This is a genomic window from Streptomyces sp. NPDC058576, assembly GCF_042718715.1.
Lineage (GTDB): Bacteria > Actinomycetota > Actinomycetes > Streptomycetales > Streptomycetaceae > Streptomyces.
Map to the genome: position 1 here is coordinate 31,003 of NZ_JBHXPF010000030.1, position 20,055 is coordinate 51,057.

19 protein-coding genes are annotated in these 20,055 nt (G+C 69.1%); 10 read left to right on the forward strand and 9 right to left on the reverse strand.

The annotated features are described in order from the left end of the window. Positions 1-151: 151 nt before the first annotated feature. The 4 genes from sigM (at position 152) to trxA (ending at position 3,316) form a co-directional block, all read left to right on the forward strand. Positions 152-868 carry an RNA polymerase sigma factor SigM gene (sigM, locus tag ACFWRV_RS21385; protein ID WP_384336832.1) on the forward strand — a complete coding sequence of 239 codons (717 nt, stop codon included), beginning with the start codon at positions 152-154 and terminating at the stop codon, positions 866-868. Further along, the gene (locus ACFWRV_RS21390) at positions 865-1,839 is read left to right on the forward strand and encodes an anti-sigma factor family protein (RefSeq protein WP_384336834.1); all 975 of its coding nucleotides are present in this window, start codon (positions 865-867) and stop codon (positions 1,837-1,839) included. Before sigM ends, ACFWRV_RS21390 begins: the two co-directional genes overlap by 4 nt. Before the next feature lie 126 nt (positions 1,840-1,965). After that, the gene (gene trxB, locus ACFWRV_RS21395) at positions 1,966-2,937 is read left to right on the forward strand and encodes a thioredoxin-disulfide reductase (RefSeq protein WP_205080958.1); all 972 of its coding nucleotides are present in this window, start codon (positions 1,966-1,968) and stop codon (positions 2,935-2,937) included. A gap of 46 nt (positions 2,938-2,983) precedes the next feature. Continuing rightward, positions 2,984-3,316, forward strand: coding sequence for a thioredoxin (gene trxA, locus ACFWRV_RS21400; protein ID WP_018957328.1), 333 nt, complete (start codon positions 2,984-2,986; stop codon positions 3,314-3,316). A 97-nt stretch (positions 3,317-3,413) separates the two neighbouring features. Here trxA and ACFWRV_RS21405 read toward each other — a convergent pair whose 3' ends face one another. From ACFWRV_RS21405 to rpmH, 9 genes are all read right to left on the reverse strand, one after another. Continuing rightward, a complete protein-coding gene (locus ACFWRV_RS21405) occupies positions 3,414-4,031 on the reverse strand; it encodes a GNAT family N-acetyltransferase (protein ID WP_384336837.1) in 618 nt (205 codons plus the stop codon). 303 nt (positions 4,032-4,334) lie between these two features. Next, positions 4,335-5,426, reverse strand: a complete 1,092-nt coding sequence (locus ACFWRV_RS21410; RefSeq protein WP_384336839.1) for a ParB/RepB/Spo0J family partition protein — start codon at positions 5,424-5,426, stop codon at positions 4,335-4,337. Next, positions 5,423-6,499 (reverse strand): ParA family protein, encoded by a 1,077-nt coding sequence (locus tag ACFWRV_RS21415; RefSeq protein WP_384336841.1) that lies wholly within the window; start codon positions 6,497-6,499, stop codon positions 5,423-5,425. The genes ACFWRV_RS21410 and ACFWRV_RS21415 overlap by 4 nt, the downstream gene beginning before the upstream one ends. A gap of 327 nt (positions 6,500-6,826) precedes the next feature. Continuing rightward, positions 6,827-7,543 carry a 16S rRNA (guanine(527)-N(7))-methyltransferase RsmG gene (gene rsmG / locus ACFWRV_RS21420; RefSeq protein WP_384336844.1) on the reverse strand — a complete coding sequence of 239 codons (717 nt, stop codon included), beginning with the start codon at positions 7,541-7,543 and terminating at the stop codon, positions 6,827-6,829. Between the two features lie 109 nt (positions 7,544-7,652). Next, positions 7,653-8,168, reverse strand: coding sequence for a protein jag (locus ACFWRV_RS21425; RefSeq protein ID WP_384336846.1), 516 nt, complete (start codon positions 8,166-8,168; stop codon positions 7,653-7,655). Positions 8,169-8,181: 13 nt separating this feature from the next. Then, on the reverse strand, positions 8,182-9,447 hold the full coding sequence (gene yidC / locus ACFWRV_RS21430) for a membrane protein insertase YidC (protein WP_384336848.1): 1,266 nt from the start codon (positions 9,445-9,447) through the stop codon (positions 8,182-8,184). Between the two features lie 3 nt (positions 9,448-9,450). After that, the gene (gene yidD, locus ACFWRV_RS21435; protein ID WP_006125986.1) at positions 9,451-9,810 is read right to left on the reverse strand and encodes a membrane protein insertion efficiency factor YidD; all 360 of its coding nucleotides are present in this window, start codon (positions 9,808-9,810) and stop codon (positions 9,451-9,453) included. Continuing rightward, complete coding sequence (rnpA, locus tag ACFWRV_RS21440; protein WP_384336850.1) at positions 9,807-10,178, reverse strand: ribonuclease P protein component; 372 nt, start codon at positions 10,176-10,178, stop codon at positions 9,807-9,809. Before rnpA ends, yidD begins: the two co-directional genes overlap by 4 nt. A 19-nt stretch (positions 10,179-10,197) precedes the next feature. Further along, on the reverse strand, positions 10,198-10,335 hold the full coding sequence (rpmH, locus tag ACFWRV_RS21445) for a 50S ribosomal protein L34 (protein WP_003967884.1): 138 nt from the start codon (positions 10,333-10,335) through the stop codon (positions 10,198-10,200). 381 nt (positions 10,336-10,716) lie between these two features. On the opposite strand from rpmH, the gene dnaA reads away from it, so the two are divergent. The 6 genes from dnaA to gyrB all read left to right on the forward strand — a co-directional run bounded on the left by dnaA (position 10,717) and on the right by gyrB (position 20,049). Continuing rightward, positions 10,717-12,588 carry a chromosomal replication initiator protein DnaA gene (gene dnaA, locus ACFWRV_RS21450; protein WP_384336852.1) on the forward strand — a complete coding sequence of 624 codons (1,872 nt, stop codon included), beginning with the start codon at positions 10,717-10,719 and terminating at the stop codon, positions 12,586-12,588. Between the two features lie 938 nt (positions 12,589-13,526). Beyond that, complete coding sequence (dnaN, locus tag ACFWRV_RS21455; protein ID WP_003967886.1) at positions 13,527-14,657, forward strand: DNA polymerase III subunit beta; 1,131 nt, start codon at positions 13,527-13,529, stop codon at positions 14,655-14,657. 164 nt (positions 14,658-14,821) lie between these two features. Then, a complete protein-coding gene (gene gnd / locus ACFWRV_RS21460; RefSeq protein WP_384336855.1) occupies positions 14,822-15,706 on the forward strand; it encodes a phosphogluconate dehydrogenase (NAD(+)-dependent, decarboxylating) in 885 nt (294 codons plus the stop codon). 113 nt (positions 15,707-15,819) lie between these two features. Beyond that, positions 15,820-16,950: a DNA replication/repair protein RecF gene (gene recF / locus ACFWRV_RS21465; protein WP_384336857.1), complete on the forward strand. Its 1,131-nt coding sequence runs from the start codon at positions 15,820-15,822 to the stop codon at positions 16,948-16,950. Further along, on the forward strand, positions 16,947-17,531 hold the full coding sequence (locus ACFWRV_RS21470) for a DUF721 domain-containing protein (protein ID WP_384336859.1): 585 nt from the start codon (positions 16,947-16,949) through the stop codon (positions 17,529-17,531). The genes recF and ACFWRV_RS21470 overlap by 4 nt, the downstream gene beginning before the upstream one ends. A gap of 448 nt (positions 17,532-17,979) precedes the next feature. Beyond that, positions 17,980-20,049: a DNA topoisomerase (ATP-hydrolyzing) subunit B gene (gene gyrB / locus ACFWRV_RS21475; RefSeq protein ID WP_384336861.1), complete on the forward strand. Its 2,070-nt coding sequence runs from the start codon at positions 17,980-17,982 to the stop codon at positions 20,047-20,049. The last annotated feature ends 6 nt before the right edge of the window (positions 20,050-20,055 follow it).

The following is a 20,055-nucleotide window of genomic DNA, read 5'->3' on the forward strand; positions in this document are numbered from 1 at the left end:
GATACGGTGGGGCGGACCGTTCGCCCACCGAGCGCCCGCGACGCCAAGGGTTGCGGCCGTCACACCCGTGACGGCAGTCTTCTCCCGTCGCACCGCTTCGCCGGGCGCGGCCCACAGACGACATCGGATCCGGTTCGGAGGGGGGAGCACGGTGGATTCCGTTCCACCCGAGGCACCGAGCGACTCGGAGCTGCTCGCCCAGCATGTGGCGGGCGACCCCGACGCCTTCGGTGAACTCGTACGCCGCCACCGCGACCGGCTCTGGGCCGTGGCGCTGCGCACCCTGGGGGACCGGGAGGAAGCGGCCGACGCCGTGCAGGACGCCCTGATCTCCGCCTTCCGCGCTGCCCACACCTTCCGCGGCCAGTCCGCCGTCACCACCTGGCTGCACCGGATCACCGTCAACGCCTGCCTCGACCGGGTCCGCAAGGCCGCCTCCCGCAAGACGTCCCCGGTGGACGACGCCGAACGCCTCGACCAGCTCCTGGAACCCCACGAATCGGCCGAGGCCCCCGCCGTGCGGCAGGATCTTCACCGCCAGCTCCAGGAGGCCCTGGCCACACTGCCCGCCGAGCAGCGGGCGGCCCTCGTCCTCGTTGACATGCAGGGCTACCCCGTCGCGGAGGCGGCCAGCATCCTGGAGGTGCCGACCGGCACCGTGAAGAGCCGGTGCGCACGGGGCCGGGCGAGACTGGCCCCCCTGGTCCGCCACCTGCGCGCGGGAACCGGGGGACAGACCCCCGACGGAGACAACGGCGCCACAGGAAGGAACCGGACGCCCGGAGCATCCGTCCCACTTGCGTCAGGACCCAGAGACGCAGGAGCAAGCGATCCTGCCGCCACGAAGGGAGGAGGTGGGCGCCCGTGACATCCACGGACGACACGGCTCAGCACCCGGAGGTCTCCGAGATCTCCGATCTCACCGAAGGGCTGCTCTCCCCTTCCCGGACGGCGGAAGTCCGGCAGCACCTCGCGGAGTGCGACCTCTGCGCGGAGATCCTGGACTCCCTGGAGGAGATCCGCGGGCTGCTCGGGACGATGCCCGCCCCCGAGCCGATGCCCGAGGACATCGCCGCCCGCATCGACGCGGCCCTCGCGGCCGAAGCCGGCTCCACACCTCCCACCGAGGACGAGCCGCTCGTTGTTTCACGTGAAACAACGAGCGACGAGAGCGCGACGACCACCAGCACGGTGAGCGGGGCCTCTGCTGTGAGCGGCGGCGCCACTGCCCCGGACCGCCCGGCGGGGAGGTCCTCGGCTGCCACCGGACCGGGCCGCCGTCCCACCCGCCGCCGCAAGCGCGCCGTGGTCCTCGGCACCGCGTTCGGCGCCGCGGTCATCGGGATGAGTGTCTTTTTCCTGCAGGCGGTCGCCCCGTCCGGCGATGCGGCCAAGTCGGCGGCCGACAACGGAGTCAGTGCCGCGGACAGCGGCGCGCCCGCCTACGCCGACGGCACGCTCGAGACCCAGGTGCACCACCTCCTGGGCGACGGCGACGAAGCAGGCCCGGAGAGCCCCGGCGTCAAGAAGGTGCCGCCGGAGGCGGACACCAAGTCGACGAGCGAAGCCCTCACCCCCGACGCCGAGGCATCCAGGAGCCCCATGAAGGCCCCTGTCGTCGACGTGCCCCCCTGTGTGCAGCGGGCCACCGGCCGCACCACGCCGGCCCTCGCCCTCGACGAGGGCACGTACCGCGGAAAGGACGCCTATCTCGTCGTCCTTCCGCATGCGACCGACTCCGCACGCGTACAGGCCTACCTCGTGGCCTCCGCCTGCGTGGACACCGCTCCCGAGGCCCCCGGCCAACTGCTGCTCACGCGCGCCTACAACCGCCCCTGAAGGCCGTCCGGGACCGCCGCGGCATGTTCGGGAATGCATCCGCCGTAGGATCCGTTGGGTGGGGTGAGAGTCGTTGACCGACCCCCGTAGGCAGTTAGGCAGTCTGCAGAAACGAGGAAGAAACCCGTGAGCGACGTCCGTAATGTGATCATCATCGGCTCCGGACCGGCCGGGTACACCGCCGCTCTGTACACCGCCCGCGCGTCGCTGAACCCGTTGGTCTTCGAGGGCGCCGTCACGGCCGGCGGTGCGCTGATGAACACCACCGACGTGGAGAACTTCCCCGGCTTCCAGGACGGCATCATGGGCCCCGAGCTCATGGACAACATGCGGGCCCAGGCCGAGCGCTTCGGCGCCGAGCTGATCCCCGACGACGTCGTCGCGGTCGATCTCACCGGTGACATCAAGACCGTCACCGACACCGCGGGCACCGTCCACCGCGCCAAGGCGGTCATCGTCACCACCGGTTCCCAGCACCGCAAGCTCGGACTGCCCAACGAGGACGCTCTCTCCGGACGCGGCGTCTCCTGGTGCGCCACCTGCGACGGCTTCTTCTTCAAGGACCACGACATCGCCGTGATCGGCGGCGGCGACACCGCGATGGAGGAGGCGACCTTCCTCTCCCGCTTCGCCAAGTCCGTCACGATCGTCCACCGCCGTGACACCCTGCGCGCCTCCAAGGCCATGCAGGACCGGGCCTTCGCCGACCCGAAGATCAAATTCGCCTGGGACAGCGAGGTCGCCGAGGTCAAGGGCGACCAGAAGCTCTCCGGTCTGACCCTGCGCAGCACCAAGACCGGCGAGACGTCCGAGCTTCCCGTGACCGGGCTCTTCATCGCCGTCGGCCACGACCCGCGCACCGAGCTCTTCAAGGGCCAGCTGGAGCTCGACGACGAGGGTTACCTGAAGGTCGAGGCGCCCTCCACGCGCACCAACCTGCCCGGTGTCTTCGGCGCCGGAGACGTGGTCGACCACACCTACCGTCAGGCCATCACGGCAGCGGGCACCGGATGCTCCGCCGCCCTGGACGCCGAGCGCTTCCTCGCGGCTCTGGCCGACGCCGAGCCCGCCGAACCGGAGAAGACCCCGGCCGTCTGAACGTACGCACCGCACACCACCACCCCGAGAGACTAAGGAGGCCGCCGTGGCCGGCGACCTGAAGCACGTTACGGATGACACCTTCGACGAGGTCGTCCTCAAGAGCGACAAGCCTGTTCTGGTGGACTTCTGGGCTGCCTGGTGCGGCCCGTGCCGTCAGATCGCCCCCTCGCTGGAGGCGATCGCGGCAGAGCACGGCGACCAGATCGAGATCGTCAAGCTCAACATCGACGAGAACCCGGCCACCGCCGCCAAGTACGGCGTGATGTCCATCCCCACCCTGAACGTCTACCAGGGCGGCGAGGTCGCCAAGACCATCGTCGGCGCCAAGCCGAAGGCCGCGATCCTCCGCGACCTCGAAGGCTTCATCAGCGCCTGACCGCGCGCAGCGCCCCGGCGCGATGTTTCACGTGAAACGGGCCCACCCCTGAAGGGTGGGCCCGTTTCGCATGGCAGCCGCAACCGGCGGGCCGGCCTCACAACGGTCGCAACACCGGTTCCTTCTGGACCGCCCCCAGAAGCCGGTCGAGCGCCATCTCCACGTCTTCCTTCCAGGAGAGCGTCGTCCGCAGCTCCAGCCTCAGCCGTGGGTATACCGGATGCGGCCGCACGGTCTTGAAGCCGACGGCCAGCAGATGATCCGCGGGGAGTACGCAGGTGGCTTGCTCGGACCTCGCGTCACCGAACGCCTCGATCGCCTTGAAGCCCCGGCGCAGCACGTCCTTGGCGACGGTCTGCACCATGACACGGCCAAGGCCCTGGCCCTGGTACTCGGGAATGATCAGACCGGTGATGAGCTGAACGGCGTCGGGGGAGACCGGGCTGGTCGGGAAGGCCGTCGAGCGGGGGACGTAAGCCGGCGGGGCGTAGAGCACGAAGCCGACCGGCACGTCGTCCACGTAGACCACCCGGCCGCAGGAGCCCCACTCCAGGAGGACCGCGGAGATCCAGGCTTCCTTCTCCAGTTCCGCCTTGCCCGCCTCTACCGCGGCTTCCCCGCTGACCGGGTCAAGCTCCCAGAAGACGCACGAGCGGCAACGCTCGGGGAGATCCGGAAGGTTGTCCAGGGTGAGTGGTACGAGCCGACGCCCCATGACGGCGATTCCTCACTTCCTTCGCCCGCCGCACCACGTGCGGCCGCCAGCGCGCTCCGTTCATGGAACAGACTGCCGACGAATCCCCCGACGGCGCCCAGGCCGAGCCCGACCGTGACGAGCCGACTGCGGCTCACTCTTCGCAAGGCCTCCGCCCTCCTCTGAGGTCGTTCACCGTGGATGCGCCGTCCCAGAACGCATCGTATCCACCCAGAGGTGATGCGGATACCGCGAGAGGGCAAAGGGCGGGCCGTGTTCCGGTATGCACCGGCGCACGGCCCGCCCTTCCGTGAACCCCGCGGCTCAGCCCTCGTCGTCCTCCTCGGACGTCTCGGCCAGCCGACGCTCCAGCACCCGGCCCTCGCCCGGAGCGAGACTGCCGAGGATCCGGTCCAGGTCTTCCATCGACGCGAACTCGACGACGATCTTGCCCTTCTTCTGCCCCAGGTCGACCTTCACCCGGGTCTCGAAGCGGTCGGACAGACGGGTCGCCAGATCGGTCAGAGCGGGGGACACCCGACCGCCGGCCCGCGGGCCCTTGGGCTTCACCGAGCCAGTGGGGTGCGAACCCATGAGCCTCACGATCTCCTCGACCGTGCGCACCGAAAGCCCCTCAGCCACGACGCGGTGGGCCAGCAGGTCCTGCTCCTCGGAGTCGTCCACGGACAGCAGGGCACGAGCATGGCCGGCCGAGAGCACGCCTGCCGCGACCCGGCGCTGCACCGACGGCGAAAGCCGCAGGAGCCTCAGGGTGTTCGTCACCTGCGGACGGGAGCGGCCGATCCGATCGGCCAGCTGGTCTTGGGTGCACTTGAAGTCCTTGAGCAGCTGGTCGTACGCGGCTGCCTCTTCCAGCGGGTTCAGCTGAGCCCGGTGGAGGTTCTCCAGCAGCGCGTCCAGGAGCAGCTTCTCGTCGTCCGTGGCGCGGACGATGGTGGGAATCCGCTCCAGGCCCGCTTCCCGGCAGGCCCTCCAACGACGCTCACCCATGATGAGCTCGTAGCTGTCCGGGCCCACCTTGCGGACGACTACCGGCTGGAGAAGACCGACCTCCTTGATGGAGACGACCAGCTCGGACAGCGCGTCCTCGTCGAAGACCTCACGGGGCTGGCGGGGGTTCGGGGTGATCATCCCGATCGGCAGCTCGGCGAAGTACGCACCGGACGTCCCGGCATCCTGCTCGGAGCGGTCCTCCGGGGCCGACGCCGGCTCCGGCACCACCGGGGCGGCCGGCAGCGCGGTCACCTTCGCCGCGGCCACCCCACGCTCCGCCGTCAGCACCGGGCCCGTGCCGGACGATGACGCGCCTCCGGGCGCCGGCACCTGCTTCTCCTGGGGAGCGGCGGGGATCAGCGCACCGAGCCCACGTCCCAGTCCTCTACGACGCTCACTCACTGAAGGCCCTCCGAAACGTGTCGCTGGCTGTTCTGACTGCTCGTGTGGGCGTGCTGAGCCTCGTAGTGCACCCCGGCGCCCCGCAGGGCGATCTCCCGGGCGGCTTCGAGATACGAGAGCGAACCGCTGGATCCCGGGTCGTAGGTCAGCACGGTCTGCCCGTAGCTCGGCGCCTCCGAAATGCGCACCGACCGCGGGATGCTCGTCCGCAGCACTTCCTTGCCGAAGTGGGTACGGACCTCCTCGGCGACCTGGGAGGCGAGCCTCGTCCGGCCGTCGTACATCGTCAGCAGGATCGTCGAGACATGCAGATCCGGATTCAGATGGCCCCGCACCAGGTCGACGTTGCGCAGGAGCTGTCCCAGGCCTTCCAGCGCGTAGTACTCGCACTGGATGGGGATCAGCACCTCGGCGCCGGCCACCAGCGCGTTCACCGTCAGCAGGCCCAGCGAGGGGGGGCAGTCGATGAGGATGTAGTCCAGCGGCTGCTCGTACGCCTGGATGGCCCGCTGAAGCCGGCTCTCCCGTGCCACCAGCGAGACCAGCTCGATCTCCGCACCGGCGAGATCGATGGTCGCCGGGGCACAGAAGAGACCCTCCACGTCCGGTACGGGCTGGACCACCTCCGAGAGGGGGCGGCTGTCCACCAGGACGTCGTAGATCGAGGGGACATCGGCGTGGTGATCGATGCCCAGAGCCGTGGAGGCGTTGCCCTGCGGGTCGAGGTCGACCACCAGAACGCGCGCACCGTGCAGGGCCAGGGAAGCGGCAAGGTTGACCGTCGTGGTCGTCTTACCGACCCCGCCCTTCTGGTTGGCCACCACCATGACGCGGGTGCGGTCAGGGCGGGGCAGCCCTTCGCCGGCGCGGCCGAGGGCCTCGACCGCCAGCTGAGCGGCACGGCCGATGGGTGTGTCGTCCATCGGCGGCGGTGTTTCACGTGAAACACCCTCACCCACGGACTCGGTTCGGGGACCGGGGACCGGGTCGGTCATCGGTCCCGCGATGTTGGCGTCGGACCGCAAGGATTCACTCTCCTCGACTTCAGGCTCGCAATGAACAGAGCCTGCCATGCTTTCGGGGTCGTGAACCAGCGAGGCCCGCTGTTCTGTGGATGAATCCGTGCGTGTGGACAACTCGGCAACCCGTCCGGGCTTGCGGTCGCGCGACGTGGCAGCCGCACGACCGCGGCCGATGATTCCCTGCAGCAGAGAGCGACGTTTCACGTGAAACACGATGCCCCCGCCGAGCAACTACCAGGCCACGACACTCCGCACGGGGTATGTATCGCTACATTCCGGGATTACTGCTGCTAAGCAACCCAAGAACCAACAGACTCCGCATACCGGCCGACCGCTCTGGGCCGCAAACCGTTATGCGGAGCCGTCCCGCGAAGCCCCTCAGCGACGCCTGCGCGTGCGGCCCGTCCGAGCCGCCTTGGCCCTCTTTGCGGCGAACCTCACACCGCCCGGGCTCTCGCCCACCACGACACGGACCACGGTGGAGAGCGGATCGACCACGCCTTCGCCGACCTGGAGCACCTCGGTCTCCAGCACACCGAGCTTGCTGAGCGCGGCCCTGGCGCCGTTGATCTCCTCCTCGGCGGTGTCGCCCTTGAGCGCGAGCATCTCCCCGTAAGGCTTCAGCAGGGGGACGCCCCAGCCCGCCAGCCGGTCCAGCGGCGCCACCGCACGAGCGGTCACCACCTGAACGGGCTGGAGCGTCCCGAGGACCTCCTCGGCCCGGCCACGCACGACCGTCACATGGTCCAGGCCGAGCAGGTCGACGACCTCCTGGAGGAAGTTCGTCCGCCGGAGCAGCGGCTCCAGCAGGGTGATCTTGAGATCGGGGCGCACCAACGCCAGTGGGATCCCGGGCAGACCAGCGCCCGAGCCCACATCGCACACGGTGACGCCTTCGGGCACGACCTCGGAGAGCACCGCGCAGTTCAGCAGGTGCCGCTCCCACAGCCGAGGGACCTCACGCGGCCCGATCAGGCCTCGCTTGACCCCGGCATCCGCAAGAAGCTCCGCGTACCGGACAGCCTCCGGGAAGAGCTCTCCGAACACCGCCTGCGCCTCCGCAGGTGCCTGGGGGAGCTCTGCTGCCTCCGTCACGGGGACCGTCCTTCCATACCGCACTAGCGCACTGTGGGTGGCTGACTATCAGGCTGACAAAGATCGGCCCCGCCTGCGAACAGACGGGGCCGACAGTACAAGGATCGGGTCAGGCCGGGAGAACGACGACGAAGCGCTGCGGCTCCTCGCCCTCCGACTCGCTCCGGAGTCCGGCCGCGGCGATCGCGTCGTGCACGACCTTGCGCTCGAACGGCGTCATCGGGTCCAGCTTCACCGGCTGGCCCGAGCTCTTGACCTCGTTCGCGGCCTTGGCACCCAGCTCCGCGAGGACCTCGCGCTTCTTGGCCCGGAAGCCGCCGATGTCCAGCATCAGACGGCTGCGGTCGCCGGTCTCCCGGTGGACGGCCAGCCGCGTCAGCTCCTGGAGCGCCTCCAGGACCTCACCGTCGCGGCCCACGAGCTTCGACAGGTCGCGCGCCGATTCGCTGATGATCGACACCGCGGCCCGGTCCGCCTCGACGTCCATGTCGATGTCGCCGTCGAGGTCGGCGATGTCGAGCAGTCCCTCGAGGTAGTCGGCCGCGATCTCACCCTCCTGCTCCAGGCGGGTCAGGGTGTCGCTGCCGGCCTCAGCGGCGGCCGTGGAGGTGGTGCCTTCCGTCACGGATGGACTCCTTCTACTTCTTGGACGGGTGCTTGGGCCGCTGCGGGCCCTTGCGCTGTCCGGACTTGGCTTGGCGTGAGGAGCCGGAGGCGGGCTTGCCCGCCGACTTCGGCTTGTCGTCCTGCGGTGCGTCCTGCTTCTCGAGCGAGGTCTTGGAGCCGGCTGCCGCAGGCTCCGCGTCCTTGGCCCCGCCGGCCGTGGCACCGGCCGTCTGGCGCTTCGCCTTGGTCTGGCGCTTCGGCTGCTGGCGCTTGTGCGCCTGGCTGCCCTCGGCATCGGCGGCGGCGGTCTCGCTCTTGTGCACCGTGCCGTCCTCCTGGGCCGCGAGGCCCAGCTTGCTGAGACCGGTGATGAACTTGCGCTCGATGTCGTTGCGGTCGGAGCCCTTGGCGACGATGGCCTTGACGGTGTTGCGCCGGGTACGGCCGCGGACCTGCCCGTGGCCGGTCACACTCTTGAGCACCCGCTGGAGGTAGGCGTCCTGCGCCTTGCTGCCCGGCGTCGGGTTCTGGTTGATCACGTACATCTGCTGACCCATGGTCCAGACGTTCGTGGTCAGCCAGTAGACGAGGACACCGACGGGGAAGTTGATGCCCATCACGGCGAAGATGACCGGGAAGATGTACATCAGCATCTTCTGCTGCTGCATGTACGGGGTCTTCACCGTCAGGTCGACGTTCTTCGTCATCAGCTGGCGCTGGGTGAAGAACTGCGAGGCCGACATCAGCACGATCATGATCGCGGTGACGATCCGGACGTCCGTCAGGGAGGCGTCGAGCGAGGTGACCTTCTCAACGCTGTCCGTGAACTTCGCGGCCAGCGGGGCGCCGAAGATGTGCGCCTGACGTGCGCTGTCGAGCAGGTCCTGGTTGATCGCACCGATCTTCTTGCCCGAGGCGATGGAAGACAACACGTGATACAGGGCGAAGAAGAACGGGGACTGCGCCAGGATGGGAAGGCACGACGAGAGCGGGTTGGTGCCCGTCTCCTTGTACAGCTTCATCATCTCTTCGGACTGACGCTGCTTGTCGTTCTTGTAGCGCTCCTGGATCGCCTTCATCTTCGGCTGGAGCACCTGCATGTTGCGGGTCGACTTGATCTGCTTCACGAAGAGCGGGATCAGGCAGATCCGGATCAGCACCACCAGGGACACGATCGACAGGCCCCAGGCCCAGCCGGAGTCGTCGCCGAACAGCGCCCCGTAGACCTTGTGGAACTGAACGATGACCCATGAGACGGGCGTGGTGATAAAGCTGAACAGACTGGCAATCGTGTCCACTAATCAGGCTCCTTGAGCATTGGGCGAGGTCTCTGCGGCCGGGCTCGGAGGTTCGGAGACCGACCCCCCGGACGGCACATCAGCGGCGGACTCCCCGCCCTTTTCGCCGCGCAGGGCATTGCGCAGCAGCTCGTGCCACCGCGGACGCTTGCGTGGCGGAACATGATCCACACCACCGGGTGACCACGGATTGCACCGCAGGATGCGCCAGGCGGTCAGCGCTGTTCCCTTGATGGCACCGTGCCTGTCGATCGACGTATATCCATAGTGGGAACACGACGGGTAGTAACGGCATACAGGCCCGAGGAGTGGACTGATCGTCCACTGGTACAGCTTGATGAGAGCCAGCAGCGGGTACTTCATCGCGCGCCCCCTCCCAGCAGCCGCTGAAGAGCGGCGTCCAGGTCTCGGGCCAGCTGTGCATGGTCGGCGTCGCCCGCACCGGGCAGCGCCCGTACGACAACAAGGCTACCGGGGGGCAGCTGAGGCAGCCGATCGCGGACCAGGTGGCGAAGCTTCCGCTTCACCGCGGTACGGACGACCGCGCTACCCACGGCCTTGCTGACAACGAAACCCGCACGCGGCGCGGGAAGAGTCTCCCCCGTCACGTGCGGGTCCGTTTCACCGCTGCGTAGATGGACGACGAGCAGCGGACGTCCGGCTCGACGTCCTCGTCGTACCGCGGTCGCGAAGTCCTCGCGCCGCCTCAGCCGATTCTCGGTAGGCAGCACGTCATGGACCTGTAAGCGATCAGGCGGACAGGCTGCTGCGGCCCTTGCCGCGGCGGTTCGCGAGGATCGCACGGCCGGCACGGGTACGCATGCGCAGACGGAAGCCGTGGGTCTTGGCGCGACGGCGGTTGTTCGGCTGGAAGGTGCGCTTGCTCACTCGGGGGCTCCAGAAATGATTCGTGTCTTGGCGGGACATCGCCTGGCTGTCACCGTGCGCCCACGAGGAACTCGCGTAAACGCCTTAGTGCACCGCTTCACAATCACAGATCGTGATCTTTGCCCATCGGAGGCAGGCGGCAGCAGCCATCGACAACTCGACCTGGTCACGGTACGCGCGGCTACGCCATCCGGTCAAACCGGCTCCGCGCGACCCCCCATTGTGCACAGCCTGTGGACAACAACTTGAACCGCGCGGGTCGGCCTGACTACCGTGGCCGAACTCCGGTTCTTTTCCTTCCCGACTGCCGGGCCTCACCCGACCCGACCCATCCCGTCCCGAGAACCACACATTCGTGGGACATGCGAGAGAGCGTGCCTTGTGGCTGACGTACCTGCCGATCTTGCCGCAGTGTGGCCGCGAGTGCTGGAACAACTCCTCGGGGAGGGCCAGCAGGGCATCGAGCCGAAGGACAAGCAGTGGATCGAGCGCTGCCAGCCACTGGCACTCGTCGCCGACACCGCACTGCTGGCCGTCCCCAATGAATGGGGCAAGCGCGTCCTGGAGGGCCGGCTCGCGCCGCTCATCAGCGAGACGCTGACCCGGGAGTGCGGCCGGCCCATCCGGATCGCGATCACCGTCGACGACTCCGCCGGCGAACCGCCCTCCCCGCCGGCGCCCCCCATGCACCAGTCGCACCAGAGCCAGCAGGGCCACCGCTACCCGTCCCAGCAGCGCGACGACGCGCCTCGGGGCGACACGTACGACGGATACGGTCACCGGCCCTCCGACGACGGCATGCCGACGGCCCGGCCGGCCTACCCCGACTACCAGCAGCAGCGCCCGGAGCCCGGCGCCTGGCCGCGTACCCAGGAGGACCTCTCCTGGCAGCAGCCGCGGCACGGCGGATACCAGGACCGCGAGCAGCCCTCCGGCGAGCCGTACCGGGAGAACGAGCAGTACCGGGAGCAGCCCGCCGAGCAGTGGCGCGAGCCGTACGGCACCGGGCGCCCCCAGCAGCCGAGCCACGACTACCGGTCGCAGCCGCCCGAGCACCAGGGGTACGAGCAGCAGCGCCCCGACCGGCAGGACCACCGTCAGGACCAGCAGCAGCCGCAGCACCGCCAGATTGGTCCGGGCCACGGCCCCGGGCGGGCCGGCGGCTCGGTCCCCGGTCCGATGGGCGCCCAGCCGGCCCCCGCGCCGGGGCCCGGCGAACCGCATGCCCGGCTGAACCCGAAGTACCTCTTCGACACCTTCGTCATCGGGGCGTCCAACCGGTTCGCGCACGCCGCGGCCGTCGCCGTCGCCGAGGCGCCCGCGAAGGCGTACAACCCCCTCTTCATCTACGGGGAGTCGGGGCTCGGCAAGACCCACCTGCTGCACGCCATCGGGCACTACGCGCGGAGCCTCTACCCGGGGACCCGGGTGCGGTACGTGAGCTCGGAGGAGTTCACCAACGAGTTCATCAACTCCATCCGCGACGGCAAGGGCGACACCTTCCGCAAGCGCTACCGCGACGTGGACATCCTGCTGGTCGACGACATCCAGTTCCTGGCGAGCAAGGAGTCGACGCAGGAGGAGTTCTTCCACACCTTCAATACGCTGCACAACGCGAACAAGCAGATCGTGCTCTCCTCGGACCGGCCGCCCAAGCAGCTGGTGACGCTGGAGGACCGGCTGCGCAACCGCTTCGAGTGGGGCCTGACGACCGACGTCCAGCCGCCCGAGCTGGAGACCCGGATCGCGATCCTCCGGAAGAAGGCGGTGCAGGAGCAGCTCAACGCCCCGCCGGAGGTCCTGGAGTTCATCGCCTCGCGGATCTCGCGCAACATCCGTGAGCTGGAGGGCGCGCTGATCCGGGTGACGGCCTTCGCCTCACTGAACCGGCAGCCGGTGGACCTCGGGCTGACGGAGATCGTCCTGAAGGACCTGATCCCGGGCGGCGAGGAGTCGGCCCCGGAGATCACCGCGCCGGCCATCATGGCGGCCACCGCGGACTACTTCGGTCTCACCGTGGACGACCTCTGCGGATCCTCGCGCAGCCGGGTCCTGGTGACGGCGCGCCAGATCGCCATGTATCTGTGCCGCGAGCTGACCGACCTCTCGCTCCCGAAGATCGGTGCGCAGTTCGGCGGCCGCGACCATACGACGGTGATGCACGCGGACCGTAAGATCCGGGCGCTGATGGCGGAGCGCCGCTCCATCTACAACCAGGTCACCGAGCTGACCAACCGCATCAAGAACGGCTGACGCGGCTTCCCGGGCTTCTCCTGGAGCGTTCCTCAGGGGCGCCTGCCACAGACCTCCACGGTCCGCGGCAGGCGCTCTTTCGCGTTCCCGGGGCCCTCAGAGGGTCGCCCGGAGCCTACGTGGGGCTGTCCGAGGTTCGCGACGAGCGCCCCGCCGAGCTCGCGCTGTTCGAATAAGGGCTGCTCAGAGGCCCTTCTCCACAGATGTGCGAGAAATCTTCCGTCCACAGCCTGGGGACTGGGAAGTTGTCCATATTGCGTCCACAGGGTGCGCTGTCGATACTCCATCAGGCCAGGTCACGTGGTTGGGGATTTGTGGTCAACAATGATCCACAGCCTGTGGACAGAATCTTCGTCCACAGGAGGTCGTCGATGTTGTCCACCGGCGGCCCACAGGCAGAGCCCTCTTGTCCCCAGCTTCGCCCCGCTTCTCCACACCCCTGTCCACTGTTCGGCAACGCAACACACGCTCTCACCGCCTGGAGTGAAAGGCGTCACACCAAGGTGCTCGGTTGGGCTGTGGGGAACGTGGGTAAAGCTGGGGACAGGCCTGGGGAGAAGTGGCCCCCTCCTGTGCATCGGGTGTGCAGAACTTTCGTCCGTCCACAGAAAGCCCCGGTTGTCCACGGGCGCCACCCACAGGACCGGTGGACAAAAAACAGTTGCTGACCTGCGCAAACGACGTTATCCACGGTATCCACAAGGCCTACTACTACTACCACCCAGAGTTAGCCAGGAATCCGCTTCGAAGTGGGGCCTGTGTACAACTCGACCGTCGACCGCCGCGAAGCTCTTGGCCCGACTTGACCCCGAGCAGCAACGGCTGTCGGTGCCGTAGGTCAGACTGGACCCCGGAGCCTCCCCAGCCCTCGGCAGGGAGCTCCGGTCCAGACGACGAAGGCCAGCAGGGCGAGCGAGCAACAGCAGGAGGCGGTTCCGGTGAAGATCCGGGTGGAGCGCGATGTACTCGCGGAGGCGGTGGCCTGGGTGGCCCGCAGCCTCCCGGCCCGTCCGCCGGCGCCCGTTCTCGCGGGCCTTCTGCTGAAGGCCGAGGACGGGGCTCTCAGCTTCTCCAGCTTCGACTACGAGGTCTCCGCCAGGGTCTCCGTCGACGCGGAGATCGACGAGGACGGCACGGTGCTCGTCTCCGGCCGGCTGCTCGCCGACATCTGCCGCGCCCTGCCCAACCGCCCGGTGGAGATCTCCACCGACGGTGTGCGCGCGACGGTCGTCTGCGGCTCCTCCCGCTTCACCCTCCACACACTGCCTGTGGAGGAATACCCGGCGCTGCCGCAGATGCCGACCGCCACGGGCACCGTCCCCGGTGAGGTCTTCGCCTCGGCCGCCGCCCAGGTCGCCATCGCCGCCGGCCGCGACGACACGCTGCCCGTGCTCACCGGTGTGCGGATCGAGATCGAGGGCGACACGGTCACCCTCGCCTCCACCGACCGCTACCGCTTCGCGGTCCGCGAGTTCCTGTGGAAGCCGGAGAACGCCGACGCCTCCGCGGTCGCCCTGGTGCCCGCCAAGACGCTCCTGGACACCGCCAAGGCACTCACCAGCGGCGACACGGTCACCCTGGCGCTCTCGGGCTCCGGCGCGGGCGAGGGCCTGATCGGTTTCGAGGGCGCCGGGCGCCGCACGACCACGCGGCTGCTCGAAGGCGACCTGCCGAAGTACCGCACGCTGTTCCCGACCGAGTTCAACTCCGTCGCGGTGATCGAGACGGCCCCCTTCGTCGAGGCCGTCAAGCGCGTGGCCCTGGTCGCCGAGCGCAACACCCCCGTACGGCTCAGCTTCGAGCAGGGCGTCCTCATCCTGGAGGCCGGTTCCAGCGACGACGCACAGGCTGTGGAGAGGGTCGACGCGGTGCTGGAGGGCGACGACATCTCGATCGCCTTCAACCCGACGTTCCTGCTGGACGGTCTGAGCGCGATCGACTCCCCGGTCGCCCAGCTCTCGTTCACCACGTCCACCAAGCCCGCCCTGCTCAGCGGCCGCCCGGCCGTCGACGCCGAGGCGGACGACGCGTACAAGTACCTGATCATGCCGGTGCGCCTCTCCGGCTGATCCCCGCGTCCCCCGCCCGATCGGGGGACGTATCCGCGGCAGTTTCCGGCGGGCCCGCTCGGCGCGGAGCGGGCCCGCCGTGCTGTCCCCGGCCGGGCGTAGGCTCGGTCCTGGGTGCACACATGCCCCCGACGCTTATCGCCACGACGCTTAAGGAATCTCTGATGGAGCTCGGTCTCGTCGGCCTCGGCAAGATGGGCGGCAACATGCGCGAGCGCATCCGCCGCGCAGGCCACACCGTCATCGGTTACGACCGCAACCCGGATGTCGCCGATGTCCACAGTCTCGAAGAGCTTGTGGGCAAGCTGAAGGGCCCGCGGGTCATCTGGGTCATGGTCCCGGCCGGGGCCGCGACCCAGTCCACGATCGACGAGCTGGCGGAGCTGCTCTCGCCCGGCGACGTCGTCGTCGACGGCGGGAACTCGCGCTGGACCGACGACGAGAAGCACGCCGTCGAGCTGGGCATCAAGGAGATCGGCTTCGTCGACTGCGGCGTCTCCGGCGGCGTCTGGGGCCTGGAGAACGGCTACGCCCTGATGTACGGCGGCACCGAGCAGAACGTGGCGAAGGTCCAGCCGATCTTCGACGCGCTGAAGCCCGAGGGCGACTTCGGCTCCGTGCACGCGGGCAAGGTCGGCGCCGGCCACTTCGCGAAGATGGTCCACAACGGCATCGAGTACGCCATGATGCAGGCCTACGCCGAGGGCTGGGAGCTGCTGGAGAAGGTCGACTCCGTCACCGATGTGCGCGAGGTCTTCCGCTCCTGGCAGGAGGGCACGGTCATCCGTTCCTGGCTGCTCGACCTCGCGGTCAACGCGCTCGACGACGACGAGCACCTGGACAAGCTCCGGGGCTTCGCCGCCGACTCGGGCGAGGGCCGCTGGACGGTGGAGGCCGCGATCGACAACGCGGTGCCGCTGCCCGCGATCACCGCGTCGCTGTTCGCCCGGTTCGCCTCGCGCCAGGACGACTCGCCGCAGATGAAGATGATCGCCGCGCTGCGCAACCAGTTCGGCGGGCACGCGGTCGAGTCCAAGTCCGAGAACTGACCGGACCGCCGACGACCGGTCGTCGGCGGGACAGGGCGCTGCCAGGCGCCGCACAGCGCGAAGCAGGCGCACCAGCCTGCGAGACAGAAGCACCACGGGAGAGGCCGGCCACCATGCACGTCACGCATCTCTCGCTGGCCGACTTCCGCTCGTACGCCCGGGTCGAGGTCCCTCTCGACCCGGGCGTCACCGCGTTCGTGGGGCCCAACGGGCAGGGCAAGACGAATCTCGTCGAGGCCGTCGGCTATCTCGCCACCCTCGGCAGCCACCGGGTCTCCTCGGATGCCCCGCTGGTGCGGATGGGCGCGGAGCGGGCGGTGATCCGCGCTGCGGTCACCCAGGGCGAGCGCTCGCAGCTGGTCGAGCTGGAGCTGAATCCCGGCCGCGCGAACCGGGCCCGTATCAACCGGTCCTCGCAGGTCAGACCGCGTGACGTGCTCGGCATCGTCCGGACGGTGCTGTTCGCGCCGGAGGATCTGGCCCTCGTCAAGGGCGACCCCGGCGAGCGGCGGCGGTTCCTGGACGAGCTGATCACCGCGCGCTCGCCCCGGATGGCCGGGGTCCGCTCCGACTACGAACGCGTCCTCAAGCAGCGCAACACCCTCCTGAAGTCGGCGGCGATGGCCCGGCGGCACGGCGGCCGCTCGATGGACCTGTCCACGCTCGACGTCTGGGACCAGCACCTGGGCCGGGTGGGCGCCGAGCTGCTCGCGCAGCGCCTCGATCTGATCGCCACGCTCCAGCCGCTGGCCGACAAGGCGTACGGGGACGTCGCGCCGGGCGGCGGTCCGGTGGCGCTGGAGTACCGCAGTTCGGTGGGCGAGGACGTGGGGCCCGAGCGCACCCGCGACGAGCTGTACGAGCAGGTGATCGCGGCGCTCGTGGGGGCCCGCAAGCAGGAGATCGAGCGCGGCGTGACGCTGGTCGGTCCGCACCGCGACGATCTGCTGCTGGGCCTGCGGGGCATGCCGGCGAAGGGGTACGCGAGTCACGGCGAGTCCTGGAGTTACGCGCTGGCGCTGCGGCTGGCCAGCTACGAGCTGCTGCGTTCCGAGGGCAACGAGCCGGTGCTGGTGCTGGACGACGTCTTCGCCGAGCTGGACGCACGCCGCCGGGAGCGGCTGGCTGAGCTGGTGGCCCCGGGCGAGCAGGTGCTGGTGACGGCCGCGGTGGCCGAGGACGTGCCGGGCGTGCTGGCGGGGACGCGGTACGCGGTGAGTGCGGGCGAGGTGGAGCGCGTATGACCGGCCGGGGCGAGCGGGCGGACGAGCCGCGCGCGAACGACGGGGTACCCGTGGCCGGGAGCCCGAAGCCGCCCGAGGCGACCGGGGTCGATCTCGCCCGGGTCGCGCTGCGGGCCGCGAAGGAGCAGGCCAGGGCGCGGGGTGCGGCGGCGCAGCAGAAGAAGCAGGCACGTCGCGGCGGCGGCCTGCGCTCGGGCGCCCGGTCCGACGGCCGGGACCCGCAGCGGCTCGGCTCCGCGATCAACCGGCTGATCACCGAGCGGGGCTGGGAGACGCCCGCGGCGGTCGGCGGGGTGATGGGGCGATGGCCGCAGATCGTCGGCGACGACCTGGCGAAGCACTGCGTACCGCTGCGGTACGACGACGATCCGGCCGCCCGGGTGCTGACGGTGAGCTGTGACTCGACGGCGTGGGCCACGCAGTTGCGGCTGCTGGCCCCGCAGCTGGTGGCCCGGTTGAACGCGGATCTGGGGCAGGGCACCGTACGCATGATCAAGGTGGTCGGTCCGGGCGGTCCGGAGCGCCGGTTCGGGCCGTTGCGGGCGCCCGGCAGCAAGGGTCCGGGGGACACCTACGGCTGAGCCTTCGGGCCGCCGGCCGGAGGCGGTCGGGCCGCAGGGGGCCCGCGGTCGGTTCTCCGCTCCCCCGCCTCTTCCCCACCGATCATCGCTCGGCAACGCTGAGCTGCACTTTCGGCGCAAAATTGTCGTGTACTGGGCGAGATTCTGGGTGAGTTCGTCAGGGTTCGCGCGGGAGGAAACCGGACGGTACGGCGGGAGCGTCCCTCACCGTAGCGGGAGGTTGACAGGCCGAAGCGCTCAAAGCCCTTCAGGGCCTCTTGGAGCCCCTTCCTGAATATGGGGAGTCGTCAGCCGCTCATTCAGGGCGGCACATGCGGACTCAGGTACCGGCAAACCCCCATTCATGTCAGCGCTACCGGTAGACTGGTGAGTAATCCCGCCGCTGAGGCGGGAGTCGTCGATACAAGCCGAACGACGCAGCCGCTCCCGCCTGTCCGGAGAACGGCCTGTGCTGTGCCAGAAAGGGCGCTTCGTGGCCGATTCCGGCAACCCCAACGAGAACATTCCGTCCACGGCCGGTGAGCCGGGCGAGGCCTCCGCCTCGTACGACGCCAGCGCGATCACCGTGCTGGAAGGGCTGGACGCGGTCCGCAAGCGGCCTGGCATGTACATCGGCTCGACCGGTGAGCGCGGCCTGCACCACCTCGTGCAGGAAGTCGTCGACAACTCGGTCGACGAGGCGATGGCGGGCCACGCGGACACCATCGACGTCACGGTCCTGCCCGACGGCGGGGTGCGTGTGATCGACAACGGCCGTGGCATCCCGGTCGGCATCGTGCCGTCCGAAGGGAAGCCGGCCGTCGAGGTCGTGCTGACCGTGCTGCACGCGGGCGGCAAGTTCGGCGGCGGCGGCTACGCCGTCTCCGGCGGTCTGCACGGCGTCGGCGTCTCCGTCGTCAACGCCCTGTCCACCCGGGTCGCCGTCGAGGTCAAGACGGACGGCCACCGCTGGACCCAGGACTACAAGCTCGGCGTCCCGACCGCCCCGCTGGCCAAGCACGAGGCCACCGAGGAGACCGGCACGACGGTCACGTTCTGGGCCGACGGGGACATCTTCGAGACCACCGAGTACAGCTTCGAGACCCTCTCGCGCCGCTTCCAGGAGATGGCGTTCCTCAACAAGGGCCTCACCCTCAAGCTCACCGACGAGCGTGAGTCGGCGAAGGCGACGGCGGGCGCGGACAGCGCGGACGCGGTCGAGCCCGCCGAGGAGGAGACCGCCCGCTCGGTCACGTACCACTACGAAAACGGCATCGTCGATTTCGTGAAGTACCTCAACTCCCGCAAGGGCGACGTCATTCACCAGTCGGTGATCGACATCGAGGCCGAGGACAAGGACCGTCTCCTCTCGGCCGAGATCGCCATGCAGTGGAACACGCAGTACACCGAAGGCGTGTACTCCTTCGCCAACGCGATCCACACGCACGAGGGCGGTACGCACGAGGAGGGCTTCCGCGCGGCGCTGACCTCGCTGGTCAACCGGTACGCGCGCGACAAGAAGCTGCTCCGCGAGAAGGACGACAACCTCACCGGCGAGGACGTCCGCGAGGGTCTCACCGCGATCATCTCGGTGAAGCTGGGCGAGCCGCAGTTCGAGGGCCAGACGAAGACCAAGCTGGGCAACACGGAGGCCAAGACCTTCGTGCAGAAGGTCGTCCACGAGCAGCTGACGGACTGGTTCGACCGGAACCCCAACGAGGCCGCCGACATCATCCGCAAGGGCATCGCCGCCTCGACCGCCCGCGTGGCGGCCCGCAAGGCGCGCGACCTGACGCGGCGCAAGGGGCTCCTGGAGAGCGCCTCGCTGCCGGGCAAGCTCAGCGACTGCCAGTCGAACGACCCCACCAAGTGCGAGATCTTCATCGTCGAGGGTGACTCCGCCGGCGGTTCGGCGAAGTCCGGCCGTAACCCGATGTACCAGGCGATCCTGCCGATCCGCGGCAAGATCCTGAACGTCGAGAAGGCCCGGATCGACAAGATCCTCCAGAACACCGAGGTCCAGGCGCTGATCTCGGCGTTCGGCACCGGGGTCCACGAGGACTTCGACATCGAGAAGCTCCGCTATCACAAGATCATTCTGATGGCGGACGCCGACGTCGACGGGCAGCACATCAACACCCTGCTGCTGACCTTCCTCTTCCGCTTCATGCGGCCGCTGGTGGAGGCCGGGCACGTCTACCTCTCGCGCCCGCCGCTCTACAAGATCAAGTGGGGCCGGGACGACTTCGAGTACGCGTACTCGGACCGGGAGCGCGACGCCTTGGTGGCGCTCGGCAAGCAGAACGGCAAGCGGATCAAGGAAGACTCGATCCAGCGCTTCAAGGGCCTCGGCGAGATGAACGCCGAAGAGCTGCGCGTCACGACCATGGACGTCGACCACCGGGTCCTCGGCCAGGTGACGCTGGACGACGCGGCGCAGGCCGACGACCTGTTCTCGGTGCTCATGGGTGAGGACGTCGAGGCGCGGCGCTCGTTCATCCAGCGCAACGCCAAGGACGTCCGCTTCCTCGACATCTGAGTCGGC